Below are 17,979 nucleotides of genomic sequence, written 5' to 3'. Positions count from 1 at the left end.
AAGCGAACCCATGAGCCTGCGGGCACGCATCAACACTCCGGAGGAGCACGGCAGCCGGGGCGAGGACGGGCATCTGGTCGCCTCCTACCGGGCCAAGCTGCTGGAGGAGATCGACCTCGCGGAGATGAGTTCGCTGGCCGCCGCCGAGCGCAGGGCCCGCCTGGAGCGGGTGCTCGGGCACATCATCAGCCGCGAGGGCCCGGTGCTGTCGACGGTGGAGCGCTCCCAGCTGATCCGCCGCGTGGTGGACGAGGCGCTGGGCCTCGGCATCCTGGAACCGCTCCTCGAAGACGCGTCGATCACCGAGATCATGGTCAACGGCCCGGACGCGATCTTCGTGGAACGCGGCGGCCGGGTGGAGCAGCTGCCGCTGCGCTTCGTCTCCGCCGACCAGTTGATGCAGACCATCGAGCGGATCGTGTCGACGGTCAACCGACGGGTGGACGAGTCGAACCCGATGGTGGACGCCCGCCTCCCCTCCGGCGAGCGCGTCAACGTCATCATCCCGCCGCTGTCGCTGACCGGCCCGATCCTCACCATCCGCCGCTTCCCGCGCTCCTTCACCCTCCAGGAGCTGATCGGCTTCGGCTCGCTCGACGAGCACATGGTGTTCCTGCTGGCCGGACTGGTGCAGGCCAAGTTCAACATCATCGTCTCGGGGGCGACGGGCACCGGGAAGACCACCCTGCTGAACGCGCTCTCGGGTCTGATCCCGGCCCATGAACGCATCATCACCATCGAGGACTCGGCCGAACTCCAGCTCCAGCAGACCCATGTGGTCCGGCTGGAGTCGCGGCCGCCGAACGTCGAGGGCAAGGGCCAGGTCACCATCCGCGACCTGGTCCGCAACTCGCTGCGCATGCGGCCCGACCGGATCGTGGTCGGCGAGGTCCGCGGCGGCGAGTCCCTCGACATGCTCCAGGCCATGTCCACGGGCCACGACGGCTCCCTGGCCACGGTCCACGCCAACAGCGCCGAGGACGCGCTCACCCGGCTGCAGACCCTCGCCTCCATGTCCGACGTCGAGGTGCCCTTCGTGGCCCTGCACGACCAGATCAACAGCGCCGTCGATGTCCTCGTCCAGCTCACCCGGTTCGCCGACGGCGCCCGCCGCATCACCGAGATCGCCCTGCTCGACAGCCACGGCGGCGAGCCGTACCGGCTGGCGACCGCGGCCCGCTTCCACGCCCGGCCCATGACCCACGACGGCCGCGTGTACGGCAGCTTCGAGTACTTCCCGCTGCCACGCCGTACCGCCGACCGCCTCTACATGGCGGGCCAACCCATCCCGCAGGCCTTCGGCGTCGCCCACTCCGCGGATCAGCTCGCCACCCGAGAAGCCAGGTAGGCCCATGGAACTCCCCACCCTCGTCCAGCTCACCACCGGTGTCGCCCTGCTGACCTGCGTCCTGGCCGTCGTCGGCGTGCACACCTACGCGGCCGGCCGGGCCCAACGGGCCGAGCTGGTCCAGCGGTTGTCCCACACGGGCCAGGCCCCGGCCACCGGACGCCGGCGCCGCTTCCGCAACCTGGACCGCCGCCTGCGCCGTACGGCACTGGGCCGCAGACTGGAGCTGAAGCTGGCGGCCACCGGCCTGGACGTCACCCCGGGCGAGTTCTTCGCCTACATGCTCGCCGCGGTCGCCGCCCTCTGGCTGATCGGCCAGGCCACCCTGGCCCCCTTCTTCGGCCCGCTCGCGGGACTGCTGGGCATCTGGGCGGCGCTCCAGTTCCTCAACTGGCAGCGCCAGAAACGCATCGAGCGCTTCATCAACCAACTCCCCGAACTGGCCCGCATCCTGGCCAACGCCACCCAGGCGGGCCTGGCCCTGCGCACCGCGATCGGCATGGCGGCCGAGGAACTGGAGGCCCCGGCCGGGGAGGAACTGGCCAAGGTGTCGGACCAGTTGGCGATCGGCCACTCCCTGGACGACGCGCTCGGCGAACTGGCCGACCGCCTCCCCTCCCGCGAGTTGGTCGTACTCGTCACGACGCTGGTCCTCTCCAACCGGGCGGGAGGCCAGGTGGTGTCGGCACTCCGGAACCTCACCGAGACCCTGGAGGAACGCAAGGAGACCCGACGCGAGATCCGCACCCAGCTCTCCCAGGTGACCATGACGTCGTACGCCGTCCCCGTCCTCGGCATCGGCGCCCTGTTCCTGATGAACGGGGTCAAGGACGGCGCCCTGGAGCGGATGACCGGCTCACCGGTCGGCCAGGCCTGCGTGATCATCGCGTTCGCGATGTACGCCGTCGGCTTCGTCCTCATCCGCCGCATGAGCCGGATTGACGTGTGAGGGGGCTGGCCTGATGGTGGGAATACTGCTCGCACTGCTGATGGGCCTCGGTGTCTGGGGCGTCTTCGCCGGCATCCGGATGTACCGCGCGGAGGCCAAACTCCCCGGTGACCTGGCGCTCGCCCTGGAGGTCGGCGCCACCCGCACCGGCGCGGTCGACTCCGTGATCGACCGCATGGGCATGCGCTACGCCCCCGCGGTGCTGCGCCTGATGGGCCCCCGCCTGGTCGCCAAGTACCGCCGCAGGATCGACCTCGCGGGCAACCCCGGCGGCCTGACCATCGACCGCTACGCGGCCCGCCGCGCGGTGTACGGCGCCCTCGGCGGCGTCGGCTTCCTGGTGTTCCTGCTCCGCGGCCAGTGGTTCGTGGCCCTGCTCCTTCTCCTCTTCGGGGCGTTCTGGACGGAGGTCGGCATCTGGTCGGCGATCCGGGTCCGCAAGGACGTCATCGAGCGGACGCTGCCGGACTTCCTGGACGTGCTGGCGGTGGTGGTGAGCGCCGGGCTGGGCTTCCGACAGGCCCTGGACCGGGTGGCTTCACGGTACGAGGGCCCCTGGGCGGACGAACTCCGCATCACCCTCCGCCAGATGGACCTCGGCATGAGCCGCCGCCAGGCCTTCGCGGAGCTTCGGCGCAGGAACGACTCCGAGCAGGTGGCCATGTTCGTCACGGCTCTGCAGCAGGGGGAGGAACTGGGCGCCCCGATCGTCGACACCCTCGTCTCCCTGGCCAAGGACATGCGCCGCACCGACGCCCAGAACGCCCGCCGCAAGGCCGCGCGCGCGGTACCCAAGGCCACGCTGATGATCACCACGTTCATGGTCCCGGCGACGATGCTCCTGCTCGGCGCGGGCCTGCTGCTGGGCTCGGGCGTGGACTTCGGCTCGCTCACGGGGAAGTGAGCGGCGGTGACGACGATGGGAGCGATGGGGCCGGGGAGGCGGTTGTCCCTTCGGGGGGTGGGGAGGGGGTGGCTCGCGTTTCTGGGGCACCTCCGGCCGAGACGGCCGTCGGTGATGTTCCGGACGTCTCGCATGGAGGCTCCGGCCCCCGAACCCTCCGAGAAGATCCAGATACGGGCCCTGCAGGCGATGTGCCGCCAGGTCTTCGGCTTCCGGCTGGCGATGATCGTCCTGGCGGCCCCCGCGGCCCTCCTCAACGCGGCCCCGGGCCTGGGCGTCCGCCTGGTCGGGGCGGCCGTGGTCGTCACCTTCATGGTGTCGTACGTCCTCTTCCGCGACTGGGAGCGCTTCGGCCCCCTCCTCCTGCGGCACCCCAGCCTGCTCGCGGCCGACACCCTCTTCGGCTCCCTCCTCCTGGTCTCGGCGGGCCCGGACACCACCCTCGCCTACGTCAGCGTCTGCACCCCGCTGCTCGCGGGCCTGGTCTACAGCTGGCGGGGCGCGGCCTGCTTCGCGTCCCTGCAGTCGCTGATCCTGCTCCTGGTCCACGCCACCCTGAAGCCCGGCGGCCAGGCGGGCGTGGCGGAGTCCCTCCTGCTGCCCGGCCTGTGCGTCATCGCCGGCGCGATGGGCTCGACCCTGCGCAACCTGATGCTCCGCTTCGGCGCGGCCACCCAGGCCCTCACGGCGGCCCAGGCCCGCCTGGCGGCGACGGAGGCGGTACACGCGGAACGGGCCCGACTGGCCCGAGAGATGCACGACTCGGTGGCCAAGACCCTGTACGGGGTAGCCCTCGCAGCCGACGGCCTGGCGACGACGGCATCGGCGGAGACCCCCGACCCGGCCCGCATCCGGCAGCAGGCGGAACTGGTGTCCCGGTCGGCGCGGAGGGCGGCGGCGGAGTCGAGGGAACTACTGACGGACCTGCGCCAGGAGGAGGCCTCGGGCGGGTCGAGGGACCTCTGGACCGAACTGATCGCGCGCACGGTCGACTTCACTACTCGCACGGGACTAAGGGTGGTGTGGCGTGAGACGGGCTCGGTCCCTGTGCCATCCGTCCCGCCACCCGTCGCCCGCGACCTCCTCGCCATCGCCACGGAGGCGCTGGAGAACGCCCACCGCCACGCGTCGGCGACCCAGGTGGAACTGACCGCGGGCGTTGAGGGTGACCTGCTCCGCTTGACGGTCTACGACGACGGCCGGGGCCTGCCCCCCGGCACCACCCTCGAACACCTCCGCCACTCCGGCCATTTCGGCCTGCTCGGCATGGTGGAGCGCGCGGCTTCGGCAGGGGCGCGGATCCGCATCGGGCGGGGGGACCACGAGCGGGGCACTCAGGTCGTCGTGGACCTGCCGCTGCGTGCCCTGACGTCCGATCTCCCCATCCAGGAAACCTGAGAGGAGGCACCCGATGCAGCACCGGAACCCACCCGGCCAGGACTTCCCGGCGCCCACCGTCACGGCCCCCCTGCGCCTCGTGGTGGCCGACGACAACCCCGTGATCCGTGCGGGCCTCACCGCCCTCCTCTCCGACCGCGAGGACACCACGGTGGTCGGCGAGGCGGCGGACGGCCGCGAGGCGTACGAGGCGGCGCTGCGGCACCGGCCCGACGTCATCCTCCTCGACGTCCGCATGCCCGGAGTCGACGGAATCTCGGCGTTGCCCCACCTGGTCCGGCTGGCCCCCGTCATGATGCTCACCTACAGCCATGAGACGGAGACCGTGCAGGAGGCCTTGCGGCTGGGAGCAGGGGGATATCTGGTGCACGGGGAGTTCACGGCGGAGCAACTGGTGAGGGCGGTACGGGATGTGCGGGAGGGGCGGCCGCATGTGACTCCAGGGGCGGCGAAGGCGTTACTGGCTCACCTTCAGTCGAGTGCACCTGCACACGCGGAACCTGAACTATTAAGTCTTCTCGGCGGAATTCCACCGCAAAACCTTTCGCAACTGCAATCCGATGTGGGACAGTCGTTTCGGTCGCGGTTCCAACTGAGTGCCAGGGAGGCGGAGATCATGGACCTCATCGCGTCCGGCATGACCAACCAGCAGATCGCCGCGGCCTGCTTCATCAGCGAGAAGACGGTCAAGAACCACATCAACCGCATCTTCGCCAAGCTCCACAGCACGAGCAGGTCGCAGGCGGCCGCGAAGTGGTTGGGGGTGGCGTGAGGTGGATTGGGTCCGGGGTTGGGTCCGGGGGCCCTCTCGTGGGTGCTCTGTCCCCACGTACGTTCTCCGGATCGGAGGCGAACCCGGAGGGGACCACCATGAGCAACTGGTTCAACACCACCGTCGCGTATCTGCAGGCCCGAGTTGCTCGCAGCGACAAGGGACAGACGGCGGTGGAGTACCTCGGCATCATCGCGGTGGTGGTGGCGATCGTGTTGGCGATCACGGGTACGAGCATCGGCCAGTCGATCTACGACGCGATCACGACGAAGATCGCCGAAGTCACCGGCGGCTGATCCGCCCCGGCCGATATCGCGACGCAGGGCAGGCCTTCCCCATCTACATCACGGTGGTGGCAGGCCTGCTCTTTCTTGCGTTGGCCTACCTCGCCGTCGGCCAGGCCGCGGTCAATCGGGGCGGTGCCCAGACCGCGGCTGATGCTGCGGCGCTCGCCGCCGCACAGAACAGGCGCGACCAACTCGCGGCGAAATGGGTGGAGGATGTCCTCGACCCGACCAAGTGGCAGGACGACTTCGACGGCAAGGTGCCGCTCGGGCCATCGTGCTGGCGCGCAGATCAACTCGCAGCACAGAACGACGCCCAAGCACAGTGTGACTCGCCGGAGCCACTCGCGTTCACGGTCACGGCCAGGACTGAGAAGTCCGTCGGCAAGTCCATCGTTCCCGGAACCGAGAACGTCCACTCGACGGCGTCCGCCAGGGCCGTGATCGAACCCCTCTGCACGTTCGAACTCCCTGGGGAAGGCGCGGGGAACGACGCGCTGCCGCGACTCACCTGCAAGGACCGGGACTGGGACCTGAACCCGGACGACCTCGCCGACCTCCCGAGGCCCGAGGATCTTTTCGACGTCCACCTGGCTGACTGACGTAAAGAAGGAAGCAGAGTCATGAGCATTCGGGTCACTGGGAAGGCCACCAGGGGGATGGTCGCGCTGACTGTTGTGGCTGGTCTGGCCCTCGGCGTGGCCGGCTGCGGTGGTGGCGGTGGCGATGACGCCAAGAAGCCGGACCGTACGGCGTCCAACTCCGCGTCCGGTGGAGCGAACCCGAGTACCCAAGAGGGGCAGTCGGACACTCCGTTGGCCGAACTGAAGGGCTCGGACGGCCTGCTCCTTCAGATCACCTCCGCGCAGCGTGATTCCGGTGGATTCGTCACCGTGAACGCTAATTTGAAGAACGACGGCGCCAACAGCGCTGTCATTCCCTCTGCCTTGAGCGGCAACGAAACAGAGATCATCAGGAACGGCAGGTCCCTTGGGGGTGCCACGCTGGTCGACCCCCAGGGAAAGAAGCGGTACTACGTCCTGCGTGACACGGAGGGGCGTCCCTTGACCACGACTGGTTTCTCGACACTCAAGGCCGGTGAGAACCTGGCGGTCTTCATGCAGTTCCCGGCACCTCCGGCGAACGTCTCCGAGGTGGATTTCCAACTGCCGACCTTCTCGGCCGCCACCATCAAAATCTCAGGGTGAGGCCAAAGTGACCACCACACCCCGCCTCACCCTCACCCTCACCACCGCAGCCCTCCTCGCCGCCACCAACCTCACCCTCGCCCACGCCGACGACACCGGCCCCAGCGAGCCCCCGGGTACCGCACCCTCCGCCACCGCCCCCGTAAAGATCGACCCCACCGACCCCGACCTCAAGCTCCCCGAGGGCGCCACCCTCGCTCAGCCCAAGGTGCTGGACATCAAGTCGGTCGTGGAGGACCAGAGCGGGGACGAGCGCCGCGAGGACACGAACGCCGACGTCACCTTCGCTCTGCAGGCCGAAGTCCTCTTCAGCAAGGACAGCGCCAAGCTCGGCGGGGAGGCCAAGGCCCGGATCGCGACGATCGCCGAGGAGATCAAGAAGCAGAACGCGACCCAGGTCCGCGTCTTCGGCTTCACCGACAACCTCGGCTCCTCCGCGCACGGCGACATCCTGTCCAGGCAGCGCGCCAACGCCGTACAGGCGGTGCTGGACCAGGACCTGAACAGCCCGGACATCACCTTCGAGGTACGCGGCTACGGCGAGCAGTACCCGATCGCCGACAACTCGACGGAGGCGGGCCGGAAGAAGAACCGACGGGTCGAGGTCTCGTTCCCGCGCACGGAGAGCTGACCACACTCGGTTACCAGCAATTGCGGGGCCCGTCCTCCCTGCCACCGATGCCGGGGAAGGGCCTCGCTCCTTCCCGTGCCGACGGTCGGGAAGCGGTGCAGGTCCGCTGCCCTGAACGGCGCACTGCCGACGCCGGCCGACGAGTAGCACTCGACGTATACGGAGCGTATACTCATGGCATGTCCGACGTCATGATTCGCGTGCCCGCCGAAGTCCGTGACCAGCTCGCCGCCGTAGCGGAAGCGCGAGGGACCAGTCTTCGTGCCCTCATGCAGGACATAGCTGCTCAGACTCTGACTCCCGAGCAGATCAAGGCACGGGCCGATCGCACTCGTGCCCTGCTCGCCGAGCGGTTCGGGCATTACGTGACGGATGAGGAATCTGCCGAGATGCGACGCAAAATGCGGGAAGCCACCGCTGCTCACCGGGCTGCGCTCGCAGAGGCGGAGTCGTCCCGTTGATCCAGATCGAACACTACGTCCTCGACAGTCCCACACTGCTGGCGACGGGCGGCAACAAGCAGGTCTCCGGCCTCATCCATGCCGCGGCGTCCAGTGAGGACGTGCGCCTGTGGGCACCCCTGTTGAGCCTCTTGGAAGCCGAGCGCGAGCGCGCGGGGATCGTCGCCCACGCGGGTGTGCTGCTGGACGTACTTCGCGTCCTCGATGACGACTATGCGATGGCCGTGACCGTCGCCGAGTTGCTCCGCGACGGTGTGGTCCCCGGTATCGCAGCAGCTGTCCATGTGGCGCGCCCGAACCTGATGCTCCCTGAGGGGGCACTGGTGGCCACTGTCTCACCGGAGGCCTATGACGGGCTCGGAGTCGGGGTCATGGATTTGAATCGCTGACCTTCCTCTCACGCACCTCGTACTCGAACCAGATCCGATGGGTGCCGTCCGCGTCGATCGCCAGGCCGCCGGCCCCTCGGATCCCGGCCAGCGCCCCCGTCCCGCTGCCCGGCACGATCACGAAGAACTCGGACTCGCGGCCGTCTCCCAGGGTCGTGGCCGAGTGGGCGAAGTTGAAGGAACCGGTCGAGCCGTGGAGGGATCCCTCGAAGGACTCCATGGCGACGTAGGTACCGGTGGCCGTGGCTTGGTCATAGGCCGCGGTGAACAGGGTCGCCGACCACCCCGCGACCTCACCCTCGTACTGCTTCCGCATCGTGGCCACCCCGACCGGCACCGCCGTCTCGACCACTGCCCCCGCAACCTCCGCCGGGGTGAACTCCGCAACCGTGAACGTCCCAGATGCTCGCATGCCCGGATGCTATGCCGCCCCACTGACAACGCCGCTCGGCATCCCCGAGGGGAAGGTTGGCCCGTCGCTTGGGGTTCCCGTCATCGGGCATCCTGTTCGCACGCCGTGCGAGGTCAGTCGAGGTTGCTGCCCCAGAGGGACGTGTCGTCGCTCTTGAGGCTGGGAACCCCGCCGTAGGTCCCGCCGTCCGCGGTCACCAGCGGTGCGGACAGCTGGTCCTCCAACACGCCGTCGCGGACTTGGACGATCGTGCTGTCGTGGTCGGTCTTGCCGGGCTTGAACGTCTTGCCGTCGATCGCCGCCTTCAGGTAGTAGAGGGCGTATTTGGCGTAGAGGTCAGCGGGTTGGGAGACCGTGGCGTCGATCTTGCCCTCGGCGATGTCCTTGAGCTCCCTGGGGATGCCGTCGTTGGAGACCACGAACACATGCTTCCTGTCCTTCGGGCCGACCAGCAGACCCTGCTGCTTGAGCACATGCAGGGTGCCGGAGAGCGCGGAGCTGGCCTGCATGTAGACGCCCTTGATATCAGGGTGGGCGGTGAGATCCGTCTGCAGCTTCTGCGCCGCAACCGCCGCGTCCCAGTTCGTCGCCTCCCCGAAGACCTTGATCTTGGGATAGTTCTTCTTCATGCACTCGTTGAACCCATCGGTGCGGTCCCGGCCATTGATCGAGACAAGGTCGCCCTGGAGCATGACGACCTTGCCCACGCCGCCGAGCTTGGTGCCGAGGAACCGGCAGGCTTTCTCTCCGTACGCGAGGTTGTCGGCGCGCACCACCATGTAGACGTCGCCGGTGTCGGGACGGGTGTCCAGGGTGACCACGGGGATCTTCCGCGCGGCCAGCTGCTGGAGGGTGGGCGCGATCACGGCGGTGTTCTGCGGGGCCATCGCTACGCCCTTCACCCCCTGGATGATGAAGGTCTGTGCGTTGGCCCCGAGTTTGGCGACGTCGTTGTGCGAGTAAGTAGTCTTCAGCTCCAGGCCGAGCTGCTTGGCGAATTGCGGGGTGTACTTCCTGTACGCGTTCCAGAAGTCCGTGTCGGAGCGGGGGTAGTCGACGCCCACCACCGGGGCACGGTCCGCGCCGGTACCGGAGCCGCCGCAGGCGCTGAGCGCGGTGACGGCGAGGGCGGTGACGGCGCCGAGGCCGAGATATCGGAGGCATCGGGTCTTCACGGCTGGTTCTCCTTGCGGACGGTTTCGTGCGGGAGGTCAGGCGCGGGGCTGGATCCGTAGTCCACACGTGTGACGATCGCCGCGTTCCGGGAGTGACGCAGATGCGGCAGGACGGCCCGCGACACTCGCACGATGCCGAAGACGTCGACCGCGAAGACCGGGCGGCATTCGTCGTCGGCAACGACGACACGGGCCCCGCGGGCGGCGATCGGCCGCGCCGTGGCCAGTCCGATACCTGATGCGCCACCCGTCACTAGTGCCGTCAGCCCGGCATACTCCGACGCGCCCATGCTGTTGCCTCCGTTTTCCACACTAGGCCGTCGGGACTGGGCCGTCGGGTCGGCGCTGAGCGGTCAACGATGCCGGGTGGAGTTCGGGGCTGATGCCGGGGCGGTCTGGGCTGAGATGTGCATGTCGCTTCCGGGGGTCGGAACAGAGTGGTGTTCGAAGAACACGCGGGGTGACCCGGCAAGAATCAGTCGCCGTCCTGGACTGCTGCTACACCTCGACGGCCGCCCGGGCACCCGGTTTCAGCCCCCACCCCGCCATCGCCCCCGCCTCCGCCTCCAGCACATGCCGGGAACGGAGCCGGGGCAGGCCCAGCCGGCCCGGCTTCATGGTGTGTACGGCGATGACCCGCAGCCGGCGATCGAGATAGGCGACATCGATCGCCATCCGCATCCGGAAGGTGTGCACACCGCTCGCCGGGGACAGCAGCATCACCCCGTCGACCGAGTCCCGCCCCAGCAGCCCCTTCGTCCGGGCGCGATACGAGGCCGCGATCTCCAGGGGGAGCGAGACCGACGTCCCGTCCGCCCGCTGTACGACCAGCTTTCCTCGTCCGTCCCGCCAGCGCCGCCCCATGCCCGGCCCACCTCCGCCCTCACGCAGTCGAGGCGACCGTACCCATCACCGCCCGCAGGCGACCCACCGCGCGTGTGATCGAGTTTGCGCGACCCCGGTCGATGGCTAGGAAAGCCCCATGACTGGACTTGGTGCCGTGTTCCGACCCCAACTTCCTCCCGAGCGACTCCGCGCCGTGGCCAGGCTCGCGGACGTCACAGGGCTCGAAGAACTCTGGCTGTGGGAGGACTGTTTCCGGGAGGGCGGCATCTCCACGGCCGCCGCCGCTCTCGCCTGGACCGAGCGGGTGCGGGTCGGTGTCGGGCTGCTGCCCGTGGCGCTGCGGAACGTCGCCATCACCGCCATGGAGGCCGCCTCGCTGGAGCGCATGTTCCCCGGCCGGGCCGTCCTGACCCTGGGGCACGGGGTGCAGGACTGGATGGGCCAGGTCGGCGCGCGGGCCGCCTCGCCGCTCACCCTGCTCGGCGAGCAACTCGACGCCCTGCGCGCCCTGTTGCGCGGGGAGCGGCTCAGTGTGAGCGGGCGGTACGTCCGGCTGGACGACGTCGGCCTCGACTGGCCGCCGGAGCAGCCGGTGGACGTGCTCGCCGGCGCCACCGGACCCCGTACGCTCCGCCTCGCCGGCGCCAAGGCCGACGGCACCCTGCTCACCGCGGCCACCTCGCCGGACGGCGTACGGGAGGCCCGGCGGATCATCGACGAGGGGCGGCGGGAGGCGGGGCGTGCCGAGCCGCACAAGGTCGTCGTCTATCTGCTGGCCGCCACCGGAGCCGACGCCGCCGCCCGGTTGCGTGCCGAACTCGCCGCCGAGGGGCTGGAGTCGGTCCCGGACCTCGGTGCCGCGGGGGACGCGGGTGCCGTGGCCAAGGCGGTGCAGCGGCTGGCCGAGGCCGGCGCCGACACCGTCGTCCTGCAGCCGACGGGCGACGAGCCCGACCCGGAGGGCTTCGTGCGCTTCGTGGCGGAGGAGGTCCGGCCCCTGGTGTCGTAGAGCGGGGGAGGGGCGTTGTCAGTGGCGGCTGCCACACTCCCACGCATGACCGACGAACACAGCGATGTGAGTCTGCGGGACGTCACGGACGACGACCTCCACGTCTTCCACGACTACGAACAGGACCCGGAAGCCGTCCGGCGGTCGAGGTTCACCCCCCGACCGCGGGACCGCTTCCTCAAGCACTGGCGGGAGCGTGTGCTCGGCGATCCCGACTGCCTCGTGCGGACGGTCACCGTCGACGGCGAGGTGGCCGGGAGCGTCGTCTCCTGGACGGTGGACGGGCAGCGGTACGTCGGCTACTGGCTCGGGCGGCCGTACTGGGCCCGCGGTGTCGGCACCCGCGCCCTCGGCCTCTTCCTGGAGCTGGATCAGGTACGGCCCCTGTACGCCGACCCCTTCTCCGGCAACACCGCCTCCGTCCGCCTGCTGGAGAGACACGGCTTCGAGCGCGCCGGCACGGTCCTGCACGGGGAGGACGAACACATCCTGCTCGTCCTCGACCGTCCCTGACCGTCCCTCCGGGGAACGCCGGTGACGACCCCGTACGGCCCGGTCAGTCCCCGGCGGTGGCCGTGACCGGGCGGTGGTCGCCCGTCGCCCCGTCGATCAGCTCGCGCAGGATGTCCATGTGGCCGGCGTGCCGGGCCGTCTCCTCGATCATGTGGACGAGGGTCCAGCGCAGGGAGACGGTGTGGTCGCGCCAAGGGGGGCGGCCCGGGGCGTCCACGGGCAGCTCGGCGATCGTGCGGTCGGCGGCGGCGCGGGCGCGGCCGTAGAAGGCGACGATCTGTTCGGTCGTCTCGTCGGGGGACACGCTCATGTCCTCGTTCTTGTACGGGTCGAACCACAGAGGTTCCCCCTCCCGCCCGAACGTCTCCACGAACCAGCCGTACTCGACCGAGGCCAGATGCTTGACCAGGCCGAGCAGCGTCGTCCCGGTCGGTGTCATGGGCCGGCGCAGCTGCTCGTCGTCCAGCCCGTCCAGCTTCCAGAGCACGGCGTCCCGGTGCCGGTCCAGGCTGGCGTGCAGGATGTCCTTCTCTCCGGCGGTGTAGCCGGCTGCAGAGGTCGTCATGTGCGCGGAAATTAGCAGGCCCCACCGACAACGCCCTGCGACCATGGCGTTCATGGCAGAGCATCGATCCTTCGACGCGCTCGTGGCCGAGGGCGCCGCCGTGCCCACCGAGGGCTGGGACTTCTCCTGGTTCGAGGGGCGGGCCACCGAGGCGCGGCCGTCCTGGGGGTACGCACGGTCGGCGGGGGAGCGGCTGGCCCGGGCCGAGGCCGCGCTCGACATCCAGACCGGGGGCGGGGAGGTGCTCGACTTCGCCCTGGGCCGGGCGGGGGCGGCCCGGCCGGTGCTGGTCGCGGCCACGGAGGGCTGGCCGCCGAACGTCGCCAAGGCCACCGCCCTGCTGCGGCCGCGCGGTGTGGTGGTCGTCGCCGCACCGGACGACGCGCCGCTGCCGTTCGCCGACGAGGCCTTCGACCTGGTGCTCAGCCGTCACCCGGTGCGCCCGGACTGGGCGGAGATCGCCCGGGTGCTGCGGCCCGGCGGTACGTACTTCGCCCAGCATGTGGGGCCCAGCAGCGTCTTCGAGCTGGTGGAGTACTTCCTCGGGCGTCAGCCGGACGCCGTGCGCGGCGGCCGTGATCCCGAGCGGGAGCGGAAGGACGCGGAGGCGGCGGGCCTGGAGGTGGTGGACCTGCGGGCGGAGCGGCTGCGGATGGAGTTCCATGACATCGCGGCCGTCGTGCACTTCCTGCGCAAGGTCGTCTGGATGGTCCCCGGCTTCACCGTCGAGGCGTACGAGCCCCAACTGCGCTCCCTGCACGAGCGGATCGAGAAGGAGGGGCCTTTCGTGGCGCACAGCTCACGCCATCTCTTCGACGTCCGGAAGTCGACCCCCTGATGAACCGGGCAAAGAGGGTGTTTCGCCCTCTGGTTCATCCGGAGTTTCCTCACGGTTTCCACATCGTTATCGCCCGCGGTTCACATCCGTCCCACCCGTCACGTAAGTTCAGACCAAGGTAATTCGCGCGAGCAAAGCTGTGCGGGTGGCACCGCGCAGCGGAGGGGGCTGCGCGGTGCTGCGATACCAGGCGGAACGCGTACCGGAACCGTCAAGTCACCGTTCGCTGGCCGGGTAGCCCGTCGGGGGGACCCCGGGCAACTCGCCGAACCGTCACCAAGGTGGCCCAAACCCTCTTGATCACTCCATATGCGGCCCGATCCCCTGGGATTCCGCTGTGAATCGGCCATGAAATGCCCCTGAATCCATCGTTCCGCACGCGCCGGGGCGTCGCCGGATGATTTCGGAGAGTAGTTGTATCGCGCCGATGCACACACCATCCCTTACGAAGGGTTATGGTGGAAACCCCCCCTCGGGCCGGTCCGTCTCCCCCCCACGGACCGGCCCGTTTTTTCTTGGGGAACGTGGAAGCAGGGGGCGAGCGTCCCCACCCAAGGGGCGAAGCCGAACCCAGGGGTACCCTCAAACCCCGCCCAACCCCCGGAGGGTCCCGTGAACGTGCGCGACACGCTGCGCAGCCTGCTCGTCAGGCTCTACGCACGCCGGGTGGAAGGCCACCTGGACCACACCCAGGTGCCCAAGCACATCGGCGTCATCATGGACGGCAACCGCCGCTGGGCGAAGGCGGCCGGCTCCACCACGGTCCACGGCCACCGGGTCGGTGCCGAGAAGATCGAGGAGTTCCTCGGCTGGTGCACCGAGACCGATGTCGAGGTCGTCACCCTGTGGCTGCTGTCCACGGACAACTTCGACCGCCCGCAGGATGAGCTGGGCCCCCTGCTCGGCATCATCGAGGACGTCGTCCGCACCCTCGCCGCCGACGGCCGCTGGCGGGTGCACCACGTCGGCACCCTCGATCTGCTGCCGTCCGGGATGCAGCGCACCCTCAAGGAGGCCGAGGAGACCACCGCCCACGTCGACGGGATAGTGGTCAACGTGGCCATCGGCTACGGCGGCCGCCAGGAGATCGCCGACGCCGTGCGCTCCATGCTCCTCGACGCCCGGGACAAGGGCGTGTCGATGGAGGACCTCGCCGAGTCCGTCGACATCGACATGATCGGCCGTCACCTCTACACCGGTGCCCAGCCCGACCCGGACCTGGTGATCCGCACCAGCGGCGAGCAGCGGCTGTCCGGATTCATGCTCTGGCAGACCGCCCATTCCGAGTACTACTTCTGTGAGGTCTTCTGGCCGGCCTTCCGCAAGGTCGACTTCCTGCGTGCGCTGCGCGACTACGCCGCACGCCACCGCCGTTACGGCGGCTGAGCCGCCTCGAACGCCCCGTCCGTGACCATTGCGGCGGGGCGTTCGGTTCACCCCGGTTGGGGCGCAAGTAACAAGGAGTTCACCAGGGCGCTGTTGGCCGCTTTTGCATGGCGGTGCATGTTCGAGGGCATAAGCCAAGCAGGTCGACGCCCGAACCACGGGCGTCGGATCTCAGCGGGCGGCACGGGGCCGTCCGCCCGGGAGGCCCTTTGCACCAGCCCGACCGTGCCGTCACTGCACGGAAGCAGCCGCGGAGGTCCGGTGTCCGGCCCGCCGTTCGCGGGGGCCAGGGACCGGTCGCAATGTTCCCTCCCTCCCGGCCCGGCTTCCACTTCGTCGCTCCCCGACCTCATCCGAGGGGGTACGTCCTTCCGTGGTGACCAGCACAAAGCGCCACAAGCCCGACCGGCGCACGTATGTTCTCGACACCAGCGTCCTGCTGGCCGACCCGAACGCCCTGACCCGCTTCGACGAGCACGAGGTCGTGCTCCCCATCGTCGTGGTCACGGAGCTGGAGGCCAAGCGGCACCATCCCGAACTCGGGTACTTCGCCCGTCAGGCCCTGCGCCTGCTGGACGACTACCGGGTGAAGCACGGTCGCCTCGATGCCCCCATCCCGATCGGGGAACTCGGCGGTACCGTGCGTGTCGAGCTCAACCACTCGGACCCCAGCGTTCTGCCGACCGGCTACCGCCTGGGGGACAACGACTCCCGCATCCTGGCGGTGGCCCGCAATCTGCAGGCCGAGGGGTTCGACGTCACCGTCGTGTCGAAGGACCTGCCGCTCAGGATCAAGGCGTCCTCCGTCGGCCTGCTGGCCGAGGAGTACCGCGCCGAACTCGCCATCACGGAGAACTCCGGCTGGACCGGAATGTCCGAACTGACACTCTCCGGTGAGCAGGTGGACCTCCTCTTCGAGGAAGGGCACGTGTACGTCCCGGAGGTCTCCGGCCTCCCCGTGCACACTGGCCTGACCATCCAGTCCGAGCGCGGCAAGGCGCTCGGCCGGATCTCCGCCGAGGGCAACGTCCGCCTGGTGCGCGGCGACCGGGAGGCGTTCGGCATCAAGGGCCGCAGCGCCGAGCAGCGGATCGCGCTCGACCTGCTGCTCGACCCGGACGTCGGCATCGTCTCGATGGGCGGCCGGGCCGGCACCGGCAAGTCGGCGCTCGCGCTGTGCGCCGGCCTGGAGGCGGTCCTGGAGCGCCGCCAGCACCAGAAGGTGATGGTCTTCCGGCCGCTGTACGCGGTGGGCGGGCAGGAGCTGGGCTATCTGCCGGGCAGCGAGGCGGAGAAGATGAGCCCCTGGGCGCAGGCCGTCTTCGACACGCTCTCCGCGGTCACCAGCCGCGAGGTCATCGAGGAGGTCACCGCGCGCGGGATGCTGGAGGTCCTGCCCCTCACGCACATCCGGGGCCGGTCGCTGCACGACGCGTTCGTGATCGTCGACGAGGCGCAGTCGCTGGAACGGAACGTCCTGCTGACCGTTCTGTCCCGAATCGGCGCGAACTCGCGGGTCGTTCTGACCCATGACGTGGCACAGCGGGACAATCTGCGCGTCGGTCGCTACGACGGTGTGGTCGCCGTCGTGGAGAAGCTGAAGGGGCATCCGCTCTTCGCGCATGTCACGCTGACCCGGTCCGAGAGGTCCCAGATCGCGGCCCTTGTGACCGAAATGCTCGAAGAAGGGCATATCTGAGCAAGCCCAGTTGGCGCCGTCCGGCAAAGGTCCCAGAGCCTAGCCGGGCGGCGCCTTCGCGTGTGGCGGTTTCCTGAAATACCCGGGGGCAAACGGGATGTGAGCTTTCACACGCAACTCGGAATTGCCACGCGCAGTCGGGTTACGGCAGAGTCTCACTCCTGTCAGGCCCCGCATACGACACACCTGTACCCCCAGCGGTACGGCACCACAGAAGCACCACCTTCAACTCCATAGAGTCGTCGTATGCCGCCCGAGCATCACGTGGCGCTCCCCTCGTGGGAGTTGCCCACCGGGCCCGTGCCTCCCGTGACCCCGCAGTTGGGAGGCCAGTGTCAGTGGGCACGATTGCGTCCGCCAGGGTCACCGAAGCGGGCGATGCTGGAAGGAAACCGTGTGAGCCGGATTTCGGTCCGGGGATTCGCAGTGGCCTCGGCCACCGCGGTCACCGCCGTCGGAAGCGTCGTCGGAGTTGCCTCGGGCAGCGTCGCGCAGAACAACAACGACGCTGAGGCGACGGCTGCCGACACCACGCTTCTCGCGGACATACCCGCGGGTCAGCAGGCCCAGGTGCAGACCGCGTCCCTGACGCAGCAGGCCGACGCTCAGGCCATCGCCGCGGACGCGAGCGCCAAGAAGGACGCCGAGGCAGCCGCCCGCAAGGCCGCAGCCGAGACCGCGGTCGCCAAGAAGGCCGCCGCCGAGCAGGCCGCCAAGGAAGCCAAGCAGCGCGCCGAGGCGAAGGCCGCGGCCAGCCGCGACGACGTCCGCGACTCCTCCAGCTTCCCGACGCAGAGCAGCTACTCCGTCGCGCAGATCCAGGCGATGGCGCGTCAGATGGTGGCGAGCGGCCAGTTCCAGTGCTTCAGCAACATCGTGGACCACGAGTCCAGCTGGAACTACCACGCAGTCAACGCCTCCTCCGGTGCCTACGGCCTCTTCCAGGCCCTGCCCGGCTCCAAGATGTCGTCCGCCGGCGCCGACTGGCAGACCAACCCGGCCACCCAGATCAAGTGGGGCCTCAACTACATGAACAGCCGGTACGGCAGCCCTTGTGAGGCGTGGTCGTTCTGGCAGGCCAACCACTGGTACTAGGCCGCCCGGCTTTCACTCAACCTCGCGCAGCCCCTCCCCGTCCTCAGGGGAGGGGCTTTCGCCCTGTACGGTCGTACCCGAACGACTCCAGGGGGGA

The 17,979-nt window shown here is 69.3% G+C and carries 21 protein-coding genes and 1 pseudogene; 17 read left to right on the top strand and 5 right to left on the bottom strand.

What is annotated here, in order from left to right:
- Positions 1-10: 10 nt before the first annotated feature.
- The 11 genes from CRP49_RS07335 to CRP49_RS07285 all read left to right on the top strand — a co-directional run bounded on the left by CRP49_RS07335 (position 11) and on the right by CRP49_RS07285 (position 8,344).
- The gene (locus tag CRP49_RS07335; RefSeq protein ID WP_097252670.1) at positions 11-1,348 is read left to right on the top strand and encodes a CpaF family protein; all 1,338 of its coding nucleotides are present in this window, start codon (positions 11-13) and stop codon (positions 1,346-1,348) included.
- 4 nt (positions 1,349-1,352) lie between these two features.
- Positions 1,353-2,297: a type II secretion system F family protein gene (locus tag CRP49_RS07330; protein WP_097252669.1), complete on the top strand. Its 945-nt coding sequence runs from the start codon at positions 1,353-1,355 to the stop codon at positions 2,295-2,297.
- 16 nt (positions 2,298-2,313) lie between these two features.
- Entirely contained in the window at positions 2,314-3,201 is an 888-nt protein-coding gene (locus CRP49_RS07325; RefSeq protein ID WP_094215723.1) for a DUF5936 domain-containing protein, read from the top strand.
- 132 nt (positions 3,202-3,333) lie between these two features.
- Positions 3,334-4,599, top strand: a complete 1,266-nt coding sequence (locus CRP49_RS07320; RefSeq protein WP_257033323.1) for a sensor histidine kinase — start codon at positions 3,334-3,336, stop codon at positions 4,597-4,599.
- 13 nt (positions 4,600-4,612) lie between these two features.
- Entirely contained in the window at positions 4,613-5,371 is a 759-nt protein-coding gene (locus CRP49_RS07315; protein ID WP_097252667.1) for a response regulator transcription factor, read from the top strand.
- 98 nt (positions 5,372-5,469) lie between these two features.
- Entirely contained in the window at positions 5,470-5,667 is a 198-nt protein-coding gene (locus tag CRP49_RS07310) for a Flp family type IVb pilin (protein ID WP_097252666.1), read from the top strand.
- Positions 5,667-6,257 (top strand): pilus assembly protein TadG-related protein, encoded by a 591-nt coding sequence (locus CRP49_RS07305; RefSeq protein ID WP_097257237.1) that lies wholly within the window; start codon positions 5,667-5,669, stop codon positions 6,255-6,257. Before CRP49_RS07310 ends, CRP49_RS07305 begins: the two co-directional genes overlap by 1 nt.
- A 21-nt stretch (positions 6,258-6,278) precedes the next feature.
- On the top strand, positions 6,279-6,863 hold the full coding sequence (locus CRP49_RS07300; RefSeq protein ID WP_097252665.1) for a hypothetical protein: 585 nt from the start codon (positions 6,279-6,281) through the stop codon (positions 6,861-6,863).
- Positions 6,864-6,870: 7 nt separating this feature from the next.
- Positions 6,871-7,494, top strand: coding sequence for an OmpA family protein (locus CRP49_RS07295; protein WP_097252664.1), 624 nt, complete (start codon positions 6,871-6,873; stop codon positions 7,492-7,494).
- Positions 7,495-7,673: 179 nt separating this feature from the next.
- Positions 7,674-7,955, top strand: coding sequence for an Arc family DNA-binding protein (locus CRP49_RS07290; protein WP_097252663.1), 282 nt, complete (start codon positions 7,674-7,676; stop codon positions 7,953-7,955).
- On the top strand, positions 7,952-8,344 hold the full coding sequence (locus CRP49_RS07285) for a hypothetical protein (protein ID WP_097252662.1): 393 nt from the start codon (positions 7,952-7,954) through the stop codon (positions 8,342-8,344). Before CRP49_RS07290 ends, CRP49_RS07285 begins: the two co-directional genes overlap by 4 nt.
- On the opposite strand, the gene CRP49_RS07280 is transcribed toward CRP49_RS07285, so the two are convergent.
- The 4 genes and pseudogenes from CRP49_RS07280 to CRP49_RS07265 all read right to left on the bottom strand — a co-directional run bounded on the left by CRP49_RS07280 (position 8,325) and on the right by CRP49_RS07265 (position 10,795).
- Positions 8,325-8,756: a DUF3224 domain-containing protein gene (locus CRP49_RS07280; protein WP_097252661.1), complete on the bottom strand. Its 432-nt coding sequence runs from the start codon at positions 8,754-8,756 to the stop codon at positions 8,325-8,327. The two genes, CRP49_RS07285 and CRP49_RS07280, sit on opposite strands and share 20 nt — an antisense overlap.
- Positions 8,757-8,869: 113 nt before the next feature.
- Positions 8,870-9,931, bottom strand: coding sequence for a sugar ABC transporter substrate-binding protein (locus CRP49_RS07275; protein ID WP_097252660.1), 1,062 nt, complete (start codon positions 9,929-9,931; stop codon positions 8,870-8,872).
- Positions 9,932-10,002: 71 nt separating this feature from the next.
- Positions 10,003-10,221 (bottom strand): annotated as a pseudogene (locus tag CRP49_RS48815) (SDR family NAD(P)-dependent oxidoreductase); the annotation flags it as partial.
- Positions 10,222-10,429: 208 nt separating this feature from the next.
- A complete protein-coding gene (locus CRP49_RS07265) occupies positions 10,430-10,795 on the bottom strand; it encodes a DUF192 domain-containing protein (protein ID WP_097252659.1) in 366 nt (121 codons plus the stop codon).
- 118 nt (positions 10,796-10,913) lie between these two features.
- On the opposite strand from CRP49_RS07265, the gene CRP49_RS07260 reads away from it, so the two are divergent.
- Both CRP49_RS07260 and CRP49_RS07255 read left to right on the top strand, forming a co-directional pair.
- On the top strand, positions 10,914-11,786 hold the full coding sequence (locus CRP49_RS07260; protein WP_097252658.1) for an LLM class flavin-dependent oxidoreductase: 873 nt from the start codon (positions 10,914-10,916) through the stop codon (positions 11,784-11,786).
- 45 nt (positions 11,787-11,831) lie between these two features.
- Complete coding sequence (locus CRP49_RS07255) at positions 11,832-12,299, top strand: GNAT family N-acetyltransferase (RefSeq protein ID WP_097252657.1); 468 nt, start codon at positions 11,832-11,834, stop codon at positions 12,297-12,299.
- A 43-nt stretch (positions 12,300-12,342) separates the two neighbouring features.
- Here CRP49_RS07255 and CRP49_RS07250 read toward each other — a convergent pair whose 3' ends face one another.
- Positions 12,343-12,864: a DinB family protein gene (locus tag CRP49_RS07250; RefSeq protein WP_097252656.1), complete on the bottom strand. Its 522-nt coding sequence runs from the start codon at positions 12,862-12,864 to the stop codon at positions 12,343-12,345.
- A 52-nt stretch (positions 12,865-12,916) separates the two neighbouring features.
- Here CRP49_RS07250 and CRP49_RS07245 point away from each other — a divergent pair, with 52 nt between their 5' ends.
- The 4 genes from CRP49_RS07245 (at position 12,917) to CRP49_RS07225 (ending at position 17,882) form a co-directional block, all read left to right on the top strand.
- Positions 12,917-13,702, top strand: coding sequence for a class I SAM-dependent methyltransferase (locus CRP49_RS07245; protein WP_097257236.1), 786 nt, complete (start codon positions 12,917-12,919; stop codon positions 13,700-13,702).
- 612 nt (positions 13,703-14,314) lie between these two features.
- Positions 14,315-15,088, top strand: coding sequence for an isoprenyl transferase (locus CRP49_RS07240; protein ID WP_094215215.1), 774 nt, complete (start codon positions 14,315-14,317; stop codon positions 15,086-15,088).
- Positions 15,089-15,461: 373 nt separating this feature from the next.
- On the top strand, positions 15,462-16,787 hold the full coding sequence (locus CRP49_RS07230; RefSeq protein WP_094215213.1) for a PhoH family protein: 1,326 nt from the start codon (positions 15,462-15,464) through the stop codon (positions 16,785-16,787).
- A gap of 378 nt (positions 16,788-17,165) precedes the next feature.
- Positions 17,166-17,882: a transglycosylase SLT domain-containing protein gene (locus CRP49_RS07225; protein WP_097252655.1), complete on the top strand. Its 717-nt coding sequence runs from the start codon at positions 17,166-17,168 to the stop codon at positions 17,880-17,882.
- Positions 17,883-17,979 lie beyond the last annotated feature (97 nt).

Origin of the sequence: Streptomyces sp. Ag109_G2-15, from assembly GCF_900215565.1 — a bacterium.
Taxonomy (GTDB): Bacteria; Actinomycetota; Actinomycetes; order Streptomycetales; family Streptomycetaceae; genus Streptomyces; species Streptomyces diastatochromogenes.
This window is presented reverse-complemented; position numbering and strand designations above follow the sequence as displayed.

Bases quoted from the DNA above. Each gene is read 5' to 3' on its own strand.
- CRP49_RS07315 (WP_097252667.1), top strand. From the start codon at position 4,613: ATGCAGCACCGGAACCCACCCGGCCAGGACTTCCCGGCGCCCACCGTC.
- CRP49_RS07330 (WP_097252669.1), top strand. From the start codon at position 1,353: ATGGAACTCCCCACCCTCGTCCAGCTCACCACCGGTGTCGCCCTGCTG.
- CRP49_RS07335 (WP_097252670.1), top strand. From the start codon at position 11: ATGAGCCTGCGGGCACGCATCAACACTCCGGAGGAGCACGGCAGCCGG.
- CRP49_RS07300 (WP_097252665.1), top strand. From the start codon at position 6,279: ATGAGCATTCGGGTCACTGGGAAGGCCACCAGGGGGATGGTCGCGCTG.
- CRP49_RS07290 (WP_097252663.1), top strand. From the start codon at position 7,674: ATGTCCGACGTCATGATTCGCGTGCCCGCCGAAGTCCGTGACCAGCTC.
- CRP49_RS07310 (WP_097252666.1), top strand. From the start codon at position 5,470: ATGAGCAACTGGTTCAACACCACCGTCGCGTATCTGCAGGCCCGAGTT.
- CRP49_RS07255 (WP_097252657.1), top strand. From the start codon at position 11,832: ATGACCGACGAACACAGCGATGTGAGTCTGCGGGACGTCACGGACGAC.
- CRP49_RS07280 (WP_097252661.1), bottom strand. From the start codon at position 8,756: ATGCGAGCATCTGGGACGTTCACGGTTGCGGAGTTCACCCCGGCGGAG.
- CRP49_RS07260 (WP_097252658.1), top strand. From the start codon at position 10,914: ATGACTGGACTTGGTGCCGTGTTCCGACCCCAACTTCCTCCCGAGCGA.
- CRP49_RS07225 (WP_097252655.1), top strand. From the start codon at position 17,166: ATGCTGGAAGGAAACCGTGTGAGCCGGATTTCGGTCCGGGGATTCGCA.
- CRP49_RS07265 (WP_097252659.1), bottom strand. From the start codon at position 10,795: ATGGGGCGGCGCTGGCGGGACGGACGAGGAAAGCTGGTCGTACAGCGG.
- CRP49_RS07250 (WP_097252656.1), bottom strand. From the start codon at position 12,864: ATGACGACCTCTGCAGCCGGCTACACCGCCGGAGAGAAGGACATCCTG.
- CRP49_RS07245 (WP_097257236.1), top strand. From the start codon at position 12,917: ATGGCAGAGCATCGATCCTTCGACGCGCTCGTGGCCGAGGGCGCCGCC.
- CRP49_RS07320 (WP_257033323.1), top strand. From the start codon at position 3,334: ATGGAGGCTCCGGCCCCCGAACCCTCCGAGAAGATCCAGATACGGGCC.